This window comes from Amycolatopsis thermophila (assembly GCF_030814215.1).
Taxonomy (GTDB): domain Bacteria; phylum Actinomycetota; class Actinomycetes; order Mycobacteriales; family Pseudonocardiaceae; genus Amycolatopsis_E; species Amycolatopsis_E thermophila.
This window is the reverse complement of record NZ_JAUSUT010000001.1, coordinates 4,675,262-4,690,170: the sequence shown is the minus strand read 5'-3', so window position 1 is coordinate 4,690,170 and position 14,909 is coordinate 4,675,262. Positions and strand designations below refer to the sequence as shown.

Genomic DNA, 14,909 nt, shown 5'->3' with positions numbered 1-14,909 from the left:
TCGGTGCGTGGGGGCCCCGGAACGACCGGGGCCCCACGCGGATCAGTTCGCCGGTGCGGGCCGCCCGGCCGGGCCCTGGCGGTTGTAGTCGGCCACGAAGGCCGCCCGCTCGTCGTCGGTCATCTGGTTGAGCAGCACGTTGGGGCTCTGCACCTCCGGCATGCGCCGCAGGTGGTCCAGCGTCCACATCTTCTTCGGGTCGAGGTCCAGGTGCGGCTGGGCGACCATGGTCTTGCCGTCGTCGCGCACGAATCCCATGTCGGCGACCACGTCGGCCCAGTTCCAGCCGTGGTAGAGGGTCTCCCACTCGCGGGCGCCGACGAGCTGGCCCATGTTCGGCGTCTGGCGGCCCTGGTAGGTGGGCCGGAACGCCTCGGCGTCGGTCCAGCGGCAGGTCTCGGAGCAGTAGGTGCGCCACTGCCCGTCCACCTTGTCGGTGACCATGTCCTCACGGATCAGGCACGGCACCATGCAGGTCCAGCACCGGTGCGGGTACACGTAGTCGACGTCCTCGGCCACGATCGGGTGATGCCCGTTCGGTACGGACAGCCGGTTGTAGTTCTCCCACCACTTCCCGTACTTGTCGTACCAGCCGGGGTACTTGTGCTCGAACCACTCGAAGTCCTCGTCGGTCATCGGGTCGATGCGCCAGTAGTTGGCCAGCCACCCGGTCGCGAAGAACTGGGCGACCTCGTGCACGTAACCCTTGTTCCAGATCCGGTTCCACGCCTCCTCGATCAGGTCGTGCGGGATGACCAGGCCGTACTTCTCCAGCGGCACGAGGTAGCTGCGGTAGTAGTCGTCGTAGATCCAGCGGCGCCACATCTCGGCGTAGCTCTCCCGGTCCTTGCGGCGGTCCTTGGTGCCGTACTCGATGAACGTGCCGATCGCGGCGTCGACGACGGCGTGGTTGTTCCACCACGCGTAGCGCAGGTCGCGTTCGAGCAGCTGGTGGTTGCTCTCGTCGGACAGGGCCATCAGCAGGGTGGCGTAACCGTTGCTGATGTGCCGGGACTCGTCGGACTGCACCGAGTGGAACACCGTCGGCAGCAGGTAGTCGCCGTTGGCGGCGGCCTCGGCCGGCATGGCGACGAACAGGGTGTTGGTGAACGCGGTCTCGGCGACGATCGTCAGGTAGATGCTGGCCGCGGTGATCGCGTCACCGGTGATGAAGCCTTCCGCGAACTGGCGGCCGATCGTGCCGCAGTAGTCGTTCTGGAAGTTGCGCAGGCTCGAGTTGAAGCCCGCCGGGTCGATGTAGTTGTTCATGTACAGGCGCTTGAGGTTCTGCTGGATCGTCGAGTGCCGGACCTCGTCGATCATCTGGATCGCCTGGCCGTTGTGCAGCTCGGGGTTGGGCACCGTGCGGAACAGCAGCGGCATCGCCCGCGCCGCCGAGATCTCCGGCAGCGGGATGATGCTCAGGAAGAGTTTCTGCCACTCCAGCCAGCGTTCCTGGACCTGCCGGAACATGTTCCCGCGGATCGCGCCGTCCTCGGCGCCGTACACGCGGTGGTCCTTTTCCTCTTGCATCGGGAAGTACGAGCGCAGGACCTGCTTGAGCGGGTCCTTCTTCTTCGCCTTGCGGAACGTGTAGTCCGTCCCGTACTGCGACACCGGCTCGTGGTAGGCCGGTTCCCAGGACAGCTCCTGGATCTTCTGATGGGCTTTCGCCACACTCTGGCGGCTCATGTTCACTCCTCGGTGGGCACCAGTCCTACATCACGATTGAACGGCGTGCCGCCGGGTGACGCGGGTCTCAATATGAGACAGGCGGTTCAGGGTTCGCCGAACACGCTGCGGCGCAGTTCGGCCAGGTGATCGTGCACGTCGGTGCGCTGCCGGGTGTCGCCCTCGGCCTCCGGGCGGATGCCGAGGGCGCGCAGCAGTTCCGCGGCCGGCTCCCCCGGGTGCCCGTCGCCCAGCGTCGGGTGCAGGCCCTGGTCGGCGAGGTGGTGGAACACGACGTTCACCACGGTCCACGGGTTGTACGTCTCCTCGGACATCTCCCCATCACACGCCTGTCCCCACGTGGGGCGTGTCTCAATTTGAGACACGGGGCCGTGCGGGCCCGGCGTACCGTGTGGTGCGGGCACACGGCGGTGCCCGGTATCGCGCTGGGCAGGCGGCGGGAGGTCATCGTGGACGGCGACCGGACTCAGGTTCTGGCCGACGACGACGGTCTCGCGCGTACCCGGATCCGGTTCCTGACCTCGGAATCCGTCGAACCCGGGCAGGTGCGCGAGGCGATCCTCGCGTCGTGGTGGCGATCCCGCGAGTTCCGGGTGCCCGCCGACCGGATCGACCTGCCCTACGCCGGCGACCAGGACCTCGACACGCCGTTGATCCGCGGCGCGAAACCGGTGCTGGAACGCCTCGGCGACCAGCTCGAGGGCCAGCCCATCAGCATGATCCTCACCGACCAGACCGGCGTCGTGCTGAGCCAGCGCACCGGCGACCACGACCTGCACCGGCACCTGCAGAGCGTCGAACTGGCGCCGGGGTTCAGCTACGGCGAACGGTTCGTCGGCACCAACGGCATCGGCACCGCGCTCGCCGACGGCCGGCCCACCCAGGTGTTCGGGCACGAGCACTACGCGGAGAACCTGGAGAACCTCGCGTGCGCCGGTGTGCCGATCCACCACCCCATCTCCGGCAAGACCATCGGCGCGGTCGACCTGACGTGCTGGCGCAAGGACGCCGGCGGCCTGCTGGTCGCGCTCGCCCGCACCACGGCCGAGCAGATCCGGCAGGCGCTGCTGACGCACAGCAACATGCGCGAGCTGGTGCTGTTCCAGTCCTACCTGCAGGCGTGCCGGCGGACCTCCGGGATCGTGATCGCGTTCAACGACGACGTCGTGATGGTCAACGACGCCGCCCGCCACCTCCTGGATCCGGCCGACCAGGCGCTCGTGCTGGGGCACGCGACGCAGGTGCTGTCGTCGAACCGGCGCGCCACCGAGACGATCGTGCTGTCCAGCGGCAGCCGGGTGCGGATGTACTGCCGCCGCGTGCCCGGTGAGCGGGCCGGCGAGATCGCCGGCGGGGTGCTGACGGTCAAGCTCATCGAGACCGACGACGAGGAGGGCGCGGCGCTGCCGGTCGTGCCGATGTTCCTGCCCGGGGTGGCCGGGTCGGCGTCGCAGTGGACGCGCAGCAGCCAGGCCGTCGACACCAGCTACTGCCGCGGCGAGTGGATCGTCCTGGCCGGCGAGCCGGGCGTCGGGAAGTACACGCTCGCCCAGGGCGTGCACCGGCGGCGCAACCCGGCCGGGCGCCTGCACACCCTGGACGCCGCCGACGCCGGACCGACGTGGGCCGCCGACCTGCGGCGCGAACTGCTCGACGACCCCGTGGACACCCTCGTGATCCGGCACGCCGACCGCCTCGGCGACCACGACGTGGCCGCGCTGGTGGAAGTGCTGCGCGAGGTGCCGCGGCCGGACGGGCCGTGGATCGCGCTGACGCTCACCCCGGAGGCCGAGACCAGCCCGCGGCTGGCGGACCTGCTCGCGTTCTTCCCCCGCACCATCGGCGTCCCGTCGCTGCGGCGGCACGTGGAAGACCTGGCCGAGCTGGTGCCGCTGTTCCTGAGCAGGCTGTCGCACGGCGGGGAGATCACCTGCTCACCCGCGGCGATGCACCTGCTGATGCGCGCGCCGTGGCCGGGCAACACCGCCCAGCTGTACCAGGTGCTGCGCGAGGTCACGCAACGCCGCCGCACCGGCACCATCCGCCCGACCGACCTGCCCGCCGAGTACCACACGCTCACCCGCCGCCAGCTGAACCGGTTCGAGGCCGTCGAGCGCGACGCGATCGTGCGCAGCCTCGAGGAGGCCGACGGCAACAAGGTCCGCGCGGCCCAGCTGCTGGGCATCTCCCGCGCGACGATCTACCGCAAGATCCACGAGTACGGCATCGTCACGCCGGTTCACTGACGCAGCGAGCGCGCCCACTCGGCCAGGTCGGTCACCGTCCAATCCGGACTCGGGTGACCCGGGAGCGGGTTGCGGCCGTCCCGGGTGACGAACGCCGTGCGCATCCCGGCGGCCTGGGCGCCGGCGATGTCCCAGTCGTGCGCGGCGATCATCACCGGCGGTTCCCCGCTGTGCTCGACCAGCGCGTACGCCGCCGGGGACGGCTTGAGCGCACCCGCCGCCTCCGCCGAGTAGACGGCGTCGAACCCGAGGTCGGCGACCTGCGCCTCGACCACGGCCTGCGGCGAGTTGCCCAGTGCGACCAGCCGGTGCCCCTGGTCGCGCAGCTCGTCCAGGGCGGGCACGACGTCCGGGTGCGGCGGCAGCGAACGCAGGGCTTCGGCGAGCTGGGGCACGTCGGCCCCGGGGGCGACGGTGCGGGCGCAGGCCCCGGCGAGCTTGGCGAAGTCCTCGTACCGGTCGCTCGCGGTGACCACCAGCGCGGTGTGGATGAGCAGGTCGAACCAGCGGGTGCGGACCTCGGTGCCGCCGAGCACGTCGTCCAGCGGCGCGAGGTCGAGGAGGGTTTCGTTGATGTCGAAGACGAGCAGCATGTCCGGCAAGGTACTATCACCGTCGTACCTACGACAAGGGGATCGCGATGGACGACCTCGATCTGGGCGCGGTGCTGTCCGCCCTGGCCGATCCGCATCGGCGCGGGGTGGTGGTCGACCTGCTGGACCGGCCCGACGGCGAGCACGCGTGCGCGTCGTTCGACCTGCCACTGGCGAAGTCGACGCGCACCCACCACTGGCGGGTGCTGCGGCAGGCCGGTCTGATCCGGCAGCGCGACGCCGGCAACGGCAGTTTCGTGCGCCTGCGCCGGAACGAGATCACCGCGCGGTTCCCCGGCCTGCTGGACTCGATCCGCCGGGCCCACCACGACGAAAGGCGATCCGGGTGACCTTCTCCACTGCCGACCTGGTCGACGAGCACGGCGACCAGCTGCGGGTGTGCGACACGCAGTTCCGCCAGTTCGGGGCGACTCGCGTCTTTTCCGGGCGCGTGCGGACCGTTTCGTGTTTCCAGGACAACGGCCTGGTCAAGCAGCTGCTCGCCACGCCCGGTGACGGCGCGGTGCTGGTGGTCGACGGGCGCGGGTCACTGCACACGGCCCTGACGGGCGACATCATCGCCCGGTCCGCGGTGGACAACGGGTGGGCCGGGCTGGTGATCAACGGCGCGGTGCGCGATTCGGCGGTGCTCGCCGGACTGCCGATCGGGATCAAGGCGCTGGGGACGAACCCCCGGAAGAGCAGCAAGGCCGGGGACGGTTCGGTGGACGTGCCGGTGGGCTTCGGCGGGGTGACTTTCCGGCCCGGGGATCTGCTGTACGCCGATGACGACGGCGTTGTTCTGCTGGCGGCTTCGTAGCCGGCAGGCGTGTCAAGGCTGGGCGACAGCCTTGACACGCCCGGCCGGCCGCGCGCGGCGAAGCCCGCTACGACACCCCGGCCGACACCAGGGCCCGCTCGGTCAGCACGCGGGCCAGGTGCTCCCGGTACTCGCTCGTGGCGTGCGCCTCGTCCGCCGGTGAGGTTCCCTCCGCGGCCAGTGCGGCGGCCTCGGCGGCCGAGGCCCCCTCGGCGAGAGCCGCCTCGACAGCGGACGCCCGCAGCGGCGTGCCGCCCATGTTGATCAGGGACACGGCCCGCCCGGCGACCACGACGCCGACGATGGCCCAGTCGATCGCCCGGCGCGTGAACTTCTCGAACCCCCACCCGGCGCCGTCCTGCACCGGCACGCGGACCTCGGTCAGCAGCTCCTCCGGCGCCAGCGGCGTCTCGAACGGGCCCTGGAAGAACTCCGCCGCGGGAATCCGGCGCTCACCGTCCGGGCCCCGCGCGACGAGCACGCCGTCCACGGCCAGGACCGCCGCGGGCAGGTCCGCCGCCGGATCCGCGTGCACGAGCGAGCCGCCGATGGTGCCGCGGTGGCGCACCTGCTGATCGCCCACCGATCCGGCGACGTGCGCGAGCAGGGGCGCGTGCTCGGCCAGCACCGCGTCGTGGTGCAGGTCGTGGTAGCGCGTCATGGCCCCGACCGCGATCTCGTCGCCCTCCCGCCGCACGTACCGCAGCTCGTCCAGCGGCCCGAGGTCGATCAGCAGCTCCGGCGCGGCGAACCGCAGTTTCATCAACGGCAACAGCGACTGCCCGCCGGCCAGCAGCTTGGCGTCGTCACCGTGCTCGGCGACCGCGGCCAGCGCCTCGTCCACAGAGGACACGCGCCGGTAGGTGAACCGGGCGGGGATCACCGCTGCACCTCCTGACCGGACGCGTTCATCACGGCGTTGACGATGTTGTGGTAACCCGTGCAGCGGCACAGGTTGCCCTCCAGCCCGTCACGCACCTCCTGGCGCGTCGGCTTCGGGTTGTGGTCCAGCAGCGACACCGAAGCCATGATCATGCCGGGTGTGCAGAACCCGCACTGCAGACCGTGCTCCTCGCGGAACGCGCGCTGCACCGGGTGCAGGTCGCCGCCCTCGCCGCGCAGGCCCTCCAGCGTCGTCACCCGGTGCCCGTCGGCCTGCGCGGCCAGCACCGTGCACGACTTGACGGACTCGCCGTCCAGCAGGACGGTGCACGCGCCGCACGACGTGGTGTCGCACCCGATGTTCGTGGCCGTCAGCCCGGCCTGCTCACGCACGAAGTGGACCAGCAGGGTCCGGTCCTCGACCTCCTCGGAGACCGTCGTGCCGTTGATCTCGATGGAGACCTTCACGTCAGTTCGCCTTCCTCGCTTCGGTGAGCGCCTGCCACACCCGCAGCGGGGTGGTGGGCATGTCGAGATGACGCACGCCCAGGTGGGACAGCGCGTCGACCACCGCGTTGTGCACCGCGGGCGTCGAGCCGATCGTGGCGGCCTCGCCGATCCCCTTGACACCCAGCAGGTTCCGGGTCGTCGGGGTCTCGGAGTCGACCAGCTCGAAGTCGGGCAGCTCGGGTGCGGTGACGAACGAGTAGTCCGCCAGGGTCGCCGTCGTCGGGTTGCCGTCGGCGTCGTAGTTCATGACCTCCAGCAGCGCCTGTGCCGCGCCCTGGCCGAGCCCGCCGTGCCGCTGCCCCTGGAAGGCGAGCGGGTTGACGATGGGGCCGGCGTCGTCGCACGCGATGATCCGCTTCAGCACGACCTTCCCGGTGAGCGTGTCGACCTCCACGACGGCGAGGTGCGCGCCGAAGGGGAAGGTCGGGCTGCCGTCGCCGAACCACACGTCCGCGGTCAGCTCGGCCTCCTCGGCCAGCTGCGCCCAGGTGACCGACCCGCTCGCGGGCGCGCCCCGCACCTGGAAGGCGCCGTCGACGAGCTCGACGTCGTCCGGGCTCGCCTCCAGCCGGTCGGCCGCCAGCGCACGGGCCTGGTCGATGACCTGGTCGGCGGCCTGGCGCAGCGCGGACCCGCCCAGCTGCAGCGAGCGCGACCCGAACGTGCCGATCGCGCGGGGCACCTCGTCGGTGTCGCCGTGCCGGACGGTGATCCGCTCCATCGGCACGCCGAGCTGGTCGGACAGCAGCATGGTCAGCGTGGTGTCCAGGCCCTGGCCGTGCGGCGAGGAGCCGGTGTAGGCGGTGACCGAGCCGTCGGGGTTGATCAGCAGGCGCCCGCTCTCGCCGCCCGAGTCGCCGCCGGTGATCTCGACGTAGGTGGCGATCCCGAGGCCGAGCGCGACCGGGTCACCGGATTCGCGGCGCCGGGCCTGCTCCGCGCGCAGGCCGGCGTACCCGCCCGCCTCCAGGACCTTGTCCAGCGCCTTGGCGTACTCGCCGGTGTCGTAGCTGGCGCCGGTCGGCGAGGTGTACGGGAACTCCTCCGGCCGGATGAAGTTGATCCGCCGGACCTCGGCCGGGTCCACGCCGATCTCGGCGGCGAAGAGGTCCATCGCGCGCTCGATCGCGGCGGTCGCCTCCGGGCGGCCCGCGCCCCGGTAGGCCGCGATCGGCGTCGTGTTGGTGACGACCGCGCGGCTGCTCGTCTCCACCTTCGGGAAGTGGTAGACGCCGGTGGCCATCAGCTCGGTCAGCGTCGGCAGGAACATCGTGCGCGGGTAGGCGCCGGCGTCCTGCACGACCTCCAGCCGGAACGCGAGCACGGTGCCGTCGCGGCGCCCGCCGATGGTGACGGTGTTCTGCTGCGCCCGCCCGTGCGTCATCGCGACCAGGTTCTCGCTGCGGGTCTCCACCCAGCGGATCGGCCGGCCGGACCGCTTCGACGCCCAGCCCAGCACCACCGACTCCGGGTCGGTGCCGATCTTCGCACCGAACCCGCCGCCGACGTCGGGCGTGATCACCCGGACGTCCTTGGCGTCGACGCCGAGCCCCTTCGCCACGGTGGCGCGCGAGATCTGCGCGTTCTGCGTGGACAACCACAGCGTCAGCCTGCCGTCGTCGCCCCACGCGCAGGCCGCGCCACGCACTTCCAGCGGCGCCGGGGCGACCCGCTGGTTGAGGATCGTCTTCGTGACCACGACCTCGCAGTCGTCGAACGCCTTGTCGTCGAACTCGCCGCCGGTGGTCTGCAGCGTGTTGGTGCCCTGGTCGGGGAACAGCACCGTTTCGTCGGACAGCGCGGCGTCGATGCTCGCGACCACGTCGAGCGGGTCGTAGTCGACGTCGACCAGCTCGGCGGCGTCCGCGAGCTGGTAGCGCTCCTCGGTGAGCACGAGCGCGACCGGCTCGCCCACGTAGCGGACCACACCGTCGGCCAGCCACGGCTCGACGACCGGTCCTGCCTTGTGCGGCGCGAGGTCGAGGTCGGCGGCCGTGTAGACCGCGACGACCCCCGGCGCCTCGAGCGCGGCGGACGCGTCGACGGTGACGCGGGCGTGCGCGACCGGGCTGCGCACGAACATGGCGTGCACCGCCCCGGTCAGCGCCTCCACCCGCAGATCCTCGACGTAGGTCCCGCCCTGCGTGATCAGCTGGTGGTCCTCGACGCGGACCACCCTGGTGCCGACGATGCTCAAAACTGGCCTCCCACTACGGATACTCCGCGATCATGCCTTCACGGGCGGCCGAAGTCACCCCCGGGTGCAGTCCTTTCGCGCGGCGAAAGCCGTCAATGGCAGAATTTTGTCGAACACAAGCAGTACTGCCACTCGTCCGGGCTGGTGAGCCGGAGCACGATCGGGCCATGCGCTTGTTGAGCCGGATCCTCACCGCGCTGCGCGAGTTCGCCGAGACGCAGGTGGAGCTCGCCGAGCGCCGCGACCTGGAGAACCGGCCCTGGGAAGAGGAGTTCCTGCACTGGGCCGCCGACGGCGAGCTGCACGGATCGGTCGTCCCGCCGAGCGGACGCCGCAGCACGACCCGCTCCGGCTGGTGCCCGGGCCCGCATCGGGCGCCTGACCGCGTGGAAACCCGTTAGCCGCCAAGGAGTTCCGGGCTACGGGCAGAGCCGGAAGTGCGTGGTGAGCCGCCGGTCGTCGTCGACCACGTGGAACGCCAGCGCCGGTGGCCGGTCGTGGTCGAGCGGGCCGCCGTCCGCCCAGCCCACCTCGCCGCCCGGCTCCCACGGCAGGGACAGCGTCGACACCACTCCGGGCGCCACCACGAGCGGCCGCCCGGCGAAGGTGCTCACCGACGGGGTGTGGGCGTGCCCGCAGAACAGGGCCACCACGTCCGGGTGGCGGCCGACGACCTCGGCGAGCCGCTCCGCCTGCCGTTGCCGGATCTCGTCGAGCAGCGGGTGGTGCAGCACCACCGGCGGGTGGTGGAAGGCCACGAACGCGGGCCGCCCCGCCTCCTCGGCCAGCACGCCGTCCAGCCAGTCCAGCGTCTCGTCGGCCAGGTGTCCGGCGCCGCTGCCGGGAATGCTGCTGTCGCACAGCGCGAACACCGCACCGCCGGCGTGGCGGGCCTGGTTGACCGGCGCGTCCGACGGCGCCTCGCCGAGCAGCGCCTCCCGGTAGGCGGGCCGCGCGTCGTGGTTGCCGGGGCAGTGGAACACCGGGTAGGGCAGCCCGGCCAGCAGCGTCGCGACCTCGCCGTACTCCTGCGGCGAGCCGTGGTCGGCCAGGTCGCCGGTGACCAGCACGGCGTCCACCGGCCGCGGCAAGTCGGCCAGGTAGCGCACGATCCGCGCCGCGCGCCCGGCGTTGCGTTCGCCACCGTCGAGGTGGATGTCCGACAGGTGCGCGAGGAGCAACATGGCCCGACCCTAACCGGCTGGGACGATTTCCGGATCGGATTCAACAACCGGGGGGTCCCGCAGCGTTGAGGACGCACACCCGACAGACCGAAAGGAGCGCCGGTGCGGGACCGCTTCGACGACTTCGTGGCCGAACGCCTCGACCGCCTGCTCCGCTACGCCACGGCGCTGACCTGCGATCCGCATCTCGCGCAGGACGTCGTGCAGGAGACGCTGCTGCGCGCCCAGCACCGCTGGTCCCGCATCGCCGGGCTGGCCGCCCCCGAGAGCTACGTGCGCAAGATGATCACCAACGAGTACCTGTCGTGGCGGCGCCTGCGGTCCTCCCGCAACGTGGCCGCCGCGCACAGCACGCTCGACGCCCTCGCGACCCCCGTCGCCGACCCCGCCGAGCACTTCGCCGAACGCGACGCCATGCGCTCGCGGATCGCCGCCCTGCCGCGCAAGCAGCGCGCCGCGATCGTGCTCCGCTTCTACTCCGACTGCACCGACGCCGAGATCGCCGAGGTGCTCGGCTGCTCGGCGGGCACCGTCCGCAGCCACATCTCCCGCGCCCTGAGCACACTGCGCACCGCCGAGCGCAGCCGTCGCGTGTCCGTCACGGAGGCACTGTCATGACCCCCGAACGCCCGAGCACCGAACAGCTGATCCGCGCCGCCCTGGCCGTCGAAGCGGACCGGCGCCCGGACCCGCGGGCCGTCCTGGCCGAACTCGAGCGCCGCCGCGCGCAGCCGCGCCGCGCCCGGACCCCGGTTCTGGTCGTGGCCGCCGCGGCGGTGGTCGTCGTGGCCGTCGCCGCCGTCCTGGTGCCGAAGGTGCTCCAGCGCACCGAACCCGTGGTCGGCACGCCGCCCGCCGCGGGCCAGACCGTCCTGCTGGCCGGCCTCGACGACCACGACCAGGCCGATTCGGTGGTGCTCGGCCGGTTCCGCCCGGACGGCACCGCCGCGCTCGCCTCGATCCCCCGCGACTCCTGGGTGGCCATCCCCGGGTTCGGCGAGGGCAGGCTGAACTCCGCCTACGCCGGCGCCAAGGCGGCCGCCCGCGAACGGGGCCAGGACGAGGCGAGCGCCACCGAGGCCGGGGCCCGCACGCTCGTCGACACCGTGCAGCAGCTGACCGGCACGCCCATCGACCACTACGCGCTGGTGGGCATGTCCGGGTTCGGCGCGCTCGCGCAAGCGCTCCACGGTGTGCCGGTGTGCCTGCGCGCCGCCTCCCACGACCCGCGCACCGGCGCGTCCTTCCCGGCGGGGCGGCAGGTCCTGACCGCGACGACGGCGCCGGACTTCCTGCGGCAACGCTTCGGCCTGCCCAACGGGGACCTGGACCGGATCGTGCGGCTGCAGGCGTTCCTGCGCTCGGCGGCGGAGGAGGTGCTCACCGGGAACCTGCTCGCCGACCCCGCGTCGGTGACCGCGCTGATCCACGCCGTCGGCCGGTCCGTCCGGACCGATCCGGGCTGGGACCTGCCCGGGTTCGCCGCTCTCCTGCGCACGACCCGGCCCGCCGGGCTGCGGATCGCGACCGTGCCCGTCGCCGACGACGAACGGACCGGCACCCTCGGCCTCGATCCCGGCCAGGTGCGCACGTTCGTGGCGGACCTGCCCGCGACAGGCCCGGCGCCGGCGGGGGAATGTGTGAACTGAGCAGCGGATCGGTGTCGTATCCGGCCGAAACCGCGTCACGCCGGTGTCACGAGGGTTAGGCTGGCAGCCGCCGACGTGAGGGGAGCGCGGACCGATGACCGGGCGGCAGGCCGACCACGGGGAAGCGGGGGCGCACGAACCCCCGGTCTTCGGCTTGTCGGACACCGTCCGGGTCGCCGCGGCGCTGCGCGCCGAAGCCGAACACGCGCCCGACCTCGCCACCGCCGCGCAGGCCGTCGTCCGCCGGTTGCGGGACGGGTTCGCCGCCGCGGCCGAGCTGTACACAGTGGACGAGGACGGGTCGCCGGTGCTGGTCGCTTCGGCCGGTGATCCGCCGGCCGGCGCCGCGCTGGACGGGGTGATCGGCCCGCGGCCGCCTGCGGAGCGGTTCCCGGTGGCCCGTTCGGCCGGGGTGCTGGCCTTCGGCGGCCCGCTGTCCGGTGGACGGTCGTTCTGGATCGCGCTGCGCGATCCGGCCGGCTTGCCGGAGCGGACCGCCCGCGCGATCGCCGTGAGCGTGCGGGCGGGGCTGCTGTCCCGCGGGACAGCCGCCGAACGCGAGGAAGCGCTGCGCGACTACCTCGCGATGCTGGAGGACGTCGCGCGGGTGCAGGGCGCGGCGCTCGAACGGGCCGTCGACCGGGTGGGCGCCGAGGCGGAACTGGTCGACATGCTCCAGGCGATCGGCCTACGGCTGACCGCCCAGCTCGACATCGACACCCTCGTCCAGGAGGCCACCGACGCGGCCACCCGCGGCACCGCGGCCGCGTTCGGGGCGTTCTTCTACAACCTGATCGACGAGTTCGGCGAGTCCTACACGCTCTACACGTTGTCCGGGATCCCGAAGGAGACCTTCGACGGCTTCCCGATGCCGCGCAACACGGGCGTGTTCGCGCCGACGTTCAACGGCAGCGGCATCGTGCGCAGTGACGACATCACCGAGGATCCGCGTTACGGGCACAACGCGCCGCACTTCGGCATGCCGGAGGGTCACCTGCCGGTGCGCAGCTACCTGGCCGTCCCGGTGATCACGCCGACGACGCGCGAGGTGCTGGGCGGGTTCTTCTTCGCCCACCCCGAGCCGGGGCGGTTCACCGTGCGGCACGAGCAGATCGCGGCCGGGATCGCCGGGTACGCGGCCGTCGCGCTGGACAACGCGCGGATGTTCGCGCGGCACCGGTCGATGGCGACGGAGCTGGCGCGCAGCATGCTGCCCGCGGTGCCGGACATCCCGGGCCTGCGGATCGTGTCGCGTTACCTGCCGGCCGCGGCGGGGTCGGAGGTGGGCGGCGACTGGTTCGACGTGATCCAGCTGCCCGGCGGGCGGACCGCGTTCGTGGTCGGCGACGTGGTGGGGCGCGGGGTGCCGGCGGCCGCGGTGATGGGCCAGATGCGCACCGCGATCCGGTCGTACGCGCTGGTGGACCTGCCGCCGTCCGATGTGCTGCACAACGTGTCGCAGCTGGCGCGGTCGACGCCCGGCGCCAAGTTCATCACCTGCCTGTACGCGGTGCACGACCCGATCGACGACTCGCTCACCTACGCCAACGCCGGGCACCTGCCCGCGGTGCTGATCGACGCCGGCGGGTCGACACGGCAGATCGCCGAGGCGCTGGGCATGCCGCTGGGGGTCGGCGAGCAGTACCCGCAGGAGCAGGTGCCGTTCCCGCCCGGGATGCGGCTCGTGCTGTACACCGACGGGCTGGTGGAGAGCCGGACGCGCGAGCTGGGCGCCGGGATCGACGAGTTGCTGGCCGGGCTGCGGGCGCTGCCCGCGGACGGTGATCTCGACGCCGGCTGCGATGCGCTGATCGCGCAGCTGACGGGCGGGCGTCACGACGACGACGTGGCGCTGCTGTACGTCGACCACCGCGGCGCGCACCGGCGGGTGGCGTCGATGGCGTTGACGCGGCAGGTGGATGTCGCGGCCGTGCGGGAGTTCGTGGTGGGGCGGCTAGCCGGGTGGGGCCTGGACGAGGTGGCCGAGGGCGCCGCGAAGGTGGCGGCCGAGCTGGTGACGAACGCGCTGAAGCACGCGTCGGCGCCGCTGACGCTGCGGCTGTACCACGACGGGGAGCGGTTGACGGTGGACGTCGCGGACCGCGCGGGCGCCCTGCCGCACATCCTGGCGACCGGCGGGATCGAGCACCGTGGGCTGCAGGTGGTCGAGGAGGCCGCGACGAGGTGGGGGACGCGCACGACCCCGGACGGCAAGGTCGTGTGGGCCGAGCTCACGACCGGTTGACCCGGATCCGGCGACCAGCAGGTGTGTAACCCGTGCACGGTGGGTAATCCCGGTGCGACGGAGCACACGCCGAGGGGGACTTCGATGGACGCCGGAGATCAACGCCTGCACCACCTGGTGCCGGCCCGGTCGCACAACGCGACGAGCCTGCGACACGAACTCACCCGCTGGGCGCACGCCGTGGCGCTGCCGGAGGACACCGCGGACGCGATGGTGCTGGCGGCGTACGAGGCGATGATCAACGTGGTGACCCACGCCTACCCCGTGCGCGAGGAGGGGCCGCTGGAGCTGTCCGCGGAGCTGCGCCGGGACGCGGTGCGGGTGACCGTGAGCGACCAGGGCAACTGGCGCGAGCCGGCCGCGGAGCCCGGCCCCCTGCACGGCCGGGGCCTGCCGCTGATCCACGCACTGGCCGAGCACGCGGAAATCTCCCCCGGCCCCCGGGGCACCACGGTGCAGATGCGCTGGCCGGCGCCGGTTTCGGTGGAGGTGGCCACCGCGCCGGCGGCGGTGGAGGTGGAGGTGGCCACGGAGCCCTCGGCGGCCGGAAGGGGCATGGCGCCGGTTCCGGCGGAGGTAGCTACGGCGGCGGCCGGAAGGGGCACGGCCCCAGTCTCGGCCGACGCGCGCGCCGCCCAGGCGGAGGGCGCGGGCGCGCGGGCAGCGGGCGGCCCAGGTGCCGGAAGGCAACTCCAGCCAGCGCGCCTCCAGTAGCCAGGCAGCCCAGTAGCCGACGCAGCTCCGGCGGCCGGGTGCGCGCCGTAGGAGCGCAAGTGGCGGAGCAGGGCGCCGCAGGCGCACCGGGCAGCACGTGCACGGCACAGCAGGCGAGCAGGTGCAGCGCGCAGCAAGCACCGCGGGGCGCAGCAGGCACATCGCGCATCAGGCACC

General features: G+C 72.5%; 15 protein-coding genes. 8 read left to right on the top strand and 7 right to left on the bottom strand.

Annotation, left to right across the window (positions count from 1 at the left end; translation table 11 throughout):
- Nucleotides 1–42: 42 nt before the first annotated feature.
- Both FB470_RS22990 and FB470_RS22985 read right to left on the bottom strand, forming a co-directional pair.
- Nucleotides 43–1,692, bottom strand: coding sequence for a ferritin family protein (locus FB470_RS22990; RefSeq protein ID WP_306994688.1), 1,650 nt, complete (start codon nucleotides 1,690–1,692; stop codon nucleotides 43–45).
- A gap of 86 nt (nucleotides 1,693–1,778) precedes the next feature.
- Entirely contained in the window at nucleotides 1,779–2,006 is a 228-nt protein-coding gene (locus tag FB470_RS22985) for a hypothetical protein (RefSeq protein ID WP_306994686.1), read from the bottom strand.
- Between the two features lie 135 nt (nucleotides 2,007–2,141).
- Here FB470_RS22985 and FB470_RS22980 point away from each other — a divergent pair, with 135 nt between their 5' ends.
- Nucleotides 2,142–3,938 (top strand): sigma-54-dependent Fis family transcriptional regulator, encoded by a 1,797-nt coding sequence (locus FB470_RS22980; protein WP_306999438.1) that lies wholly within the window; start codon nucleotides 2,142–2,144, stop codon nucleotides 3,936–3,938.
- On the opposite strand, the gene FB470_RS22975 is transcribed toward FB470_RS22980, so the two are convergent.
- A complete protein-coding gene (locus FB470_RS22975; RefSeq protein ID WP_306994684.1) occupies nucleotides 3,932–4,531 on the bottom strand; it encodes an HAD family hydrolase in 600 nt (199 codons plus the stop codon). The genes FB470_RS22980 and FB470_RS22975 overlap by 7 nt on opposite strands.
- Nucleotides 4,532–4,578: 47 nt before the next feature.
- Here FB470_RS22975 and FB470_RS22970 point away from each other — a divergent pair, with 47 nt between their 5' ends.
- Nucleotides 4,579–4,881, top strand: coding sequence for an ArsR/SmtB family transcription factor (locus FB470_RS22970; RefSeq protein WP_306994682.1), 303 nt, complete (start codon nucleotides 4,579–4,581; stop codon nucleotides 4,879–4,881).
- A complete protein-coding gene (gene rraA / locus FB470_RS22965) occupies nucleotides 4,878–5,351 on the top strand; it encodes a ribonuclease E activity regulator RraA (RefSeq protein WP_370876534.1) in 474 nt (157 codons plus the stop codon). The genes FB470_RS22970 and rraA overlap by 4 nt, the downstream gene beginning before the upstream one ends.
- A gap of 67 nt (nucleotides 5,352–5,418) precedes the next feature.
- Here the strand turns inward: rraA and FB470_RS22960 are convergent, their stop codons facing one another.
- From FB470_RS22960 to FB470_RS22950, 3 genes are read right to left on the bottom strand one after another with little or no spacing between them, the layout of a single operon-like run.
- On the bottom strand, nucleotides 5,419–6,234 hold the full coding sequence (locus FB470_RS22960) for an FAD binding domain-containing protein (RefSeq protein WP_306994680.1): 816 nt from the start codon (nucleotides 6,232–6,234) through the stop codon (nucleotides 5,419–5,421).
- Nucleotides 6,231–6,701: a (2Fe-2S)-binding protein gene (locus FB470_RS22955; protein WP_306994678.1), complete on the bottom strand. Its 471-nt coding sequence runs from the start codon at nucleotides 6,699–6,701 to the stop codon at nucleotides 6,231–6,233. Before FB470_RS22955 ends, FB470_RS22960 begins: the two co-directional genes overlap by 4 nt.
- A 1-nt stretch (nucleotide 6,702) precedes the next feature.
- Nucleotides 6,703–8,940 (bottom strand): xanthine dehydrogenase family protein molybdopterin-binding subunit, encoded by a 2,238-nt coding sequence (locus FB470_RS22950; RefSeq protein WP_306994676.1) that lies wholly within the window; start codon nucleotides 8,938–8,940, stop codon nucleotides 6,703–6,705.
- 167 nt (nucleotides 8,941–9,107) lie between these two features.
- On the opposite strand from FB470_RS22950, the gene FB470_RS22945 reads away from it, so the two are divergent.
- A complete protein-coding gene (locus FB470_RS22945; protein WP_306994674.1) occupies nucleotides 9,108–9,341 on the top strand; it encodes a hypothetical protein in 234 nt (77 codons plus the stop codon).
- Nucleotides 9,342–9,359: 18 nt separating this feature from the next.
- On the opposite strand, the gene FB470_RS22940 is transcribed toward FB470_RS22945, so the two are convergent.
- Nucleotides 9,360–10,124 carry a metallophosphoesterase gene (locus FB470_RS22940; protein WP_306994672.1) on the bottom strand — a complete coding sequence of 255 codons (765 nt, stop codon included), beginning with the start codon at nucleotides 10,122–10,124 and terminating at the stop codon, nucleotides 9,360–9,362.
- Nucleotides 10,125–10,226: 102 nt separating this feature from the next.
- Here FB470_RS22940 and FB470_RS22935 point away from each other — a divergent pair, with 102 nt between their 5' ends.
- The 4 genes from FB470_RS22935 (at nucleotide 10,227) to FB470_RS22920 (ending at nucleotide 14,732) form a co-directional block, all read left to right on the top strand.
- Entirely contained in the window at nucleotides 10,227–10,742 is a 516-nt protein-coding gene (locus FB470_RS22935) for a SigE family RNA polymerase sigma factor (RefSeq protein ID WP_306994671.1), read from the top strand.
- The gene (locus FB470_RS22930) at nucleotides 10,739–11,773 is read left to right on the top strand and encodes an LCP family protein (RefSeq protein ID WP_306994669.1); all 1,035 of its coding nucleotides are present in this window, start codon (nucleotides 10,739–10,741) and stop codon (nucleotides 11,771–11,773) included. The genes FB470_RS22935 and FB470_RS22930 overlap by 4 nt, the downstream gene beginning before the upstream one ends.
- Before the next feature lie 94 nt (nucleotides 11,774–11,867).
- Nucleotides 11,868–14,018: a SpoIIE family protein phosphatase gene (locus FB470_RS22925; protein ID WP_306994666.1), complete on the top strand. Its 2,151-nt coding sequence runs from the start codon at nucleotides 11,868–11,870 to the stop codon at nucleotides 14,016–14,018.
- Nucleotides 14,019–14,102: 84 nt separating this feature from the next.
- Nucleotides 14,103–14,732 (top strand): ATP-binding protein, encoded by a 630-nt coding sequence (locus FB470_RS22920; protein ID WP_306994664.1) that lies wholly within the window; start codon nucleotides 14,103–14,105, stop codon nucleotides 14,730–14,732.
- Nucleotides 14,733–14,909: the final 177 nt, after the last annotated feature.

Excerpts from the sequence above, each read along its gene's own strand:
- FB470_RS22925 (WP_306994666.1), top strand. The coding sequence starts at position 11,868 with ATGACCGGGCGGCAGGCCGACCACGGGGAAGCGGGGGCGCACGAACCC.
- FB470_RS22930 (WP_306994669.1), top strand. The coding sequence starts at position 10,739 with ATGACCCCCGAACGCCCGAGCACCGAACAGCTGATCCGCGCCGCCCTG.
- FB470_RS22920 (WP_306994664.1), top strand. The coding sequence starts at position 14,103 with ATGGACGCCGGAGATCAACGCCTGCACCACCTGGTGCCGGCCCGGTCG.
- FB470_RS22990 (WP_306994688.1), bottom strand. The coding sequence starts at position 1,692 with ATGAGCCGCCAGAGTGTGGCGAAAGCCCATCAGAAGATCCAGGAGCTG.
- FB470_RS22985 (WP_306994686.1), bottom strand. The coding sequence starts at position 2,006 with ATGTCCGAGGAGACGTACAACCCGTGGACCGTGGTGAACGTCGTGTTC.
- FB470_RS22975 (WP_306994684.1), bottom strand. The coding sequence starts at position 4,531 with ATGCTGCTCGTCTTCGACATCAACGAAACCCTCCTCGACCTCGCGCCG.
- FB470_RS22940 (WP_306994672.1), bottom strand. The coding sequence starts at position 10,124 with ATGTTGCTCCTCGCGCACCTGTCGGACATCCACCTCGACGGTGGCGAA.
- FB470_RS22945 (WP_306994674.1), top strand. The coding sequence starts at position 9,108 with ATGCGCTTGTTGAGCCGGATCCTCACCGCGCTGCGCGAGTTCGCCGAG.
- FB470_RS22970 (WP_306994682.1), top strand. The coding sequence starts at position 4,579 with ATGGACGACCTCGATCTGGGCGCGGTGCTGTCCGCCCTGGCCGATCCG.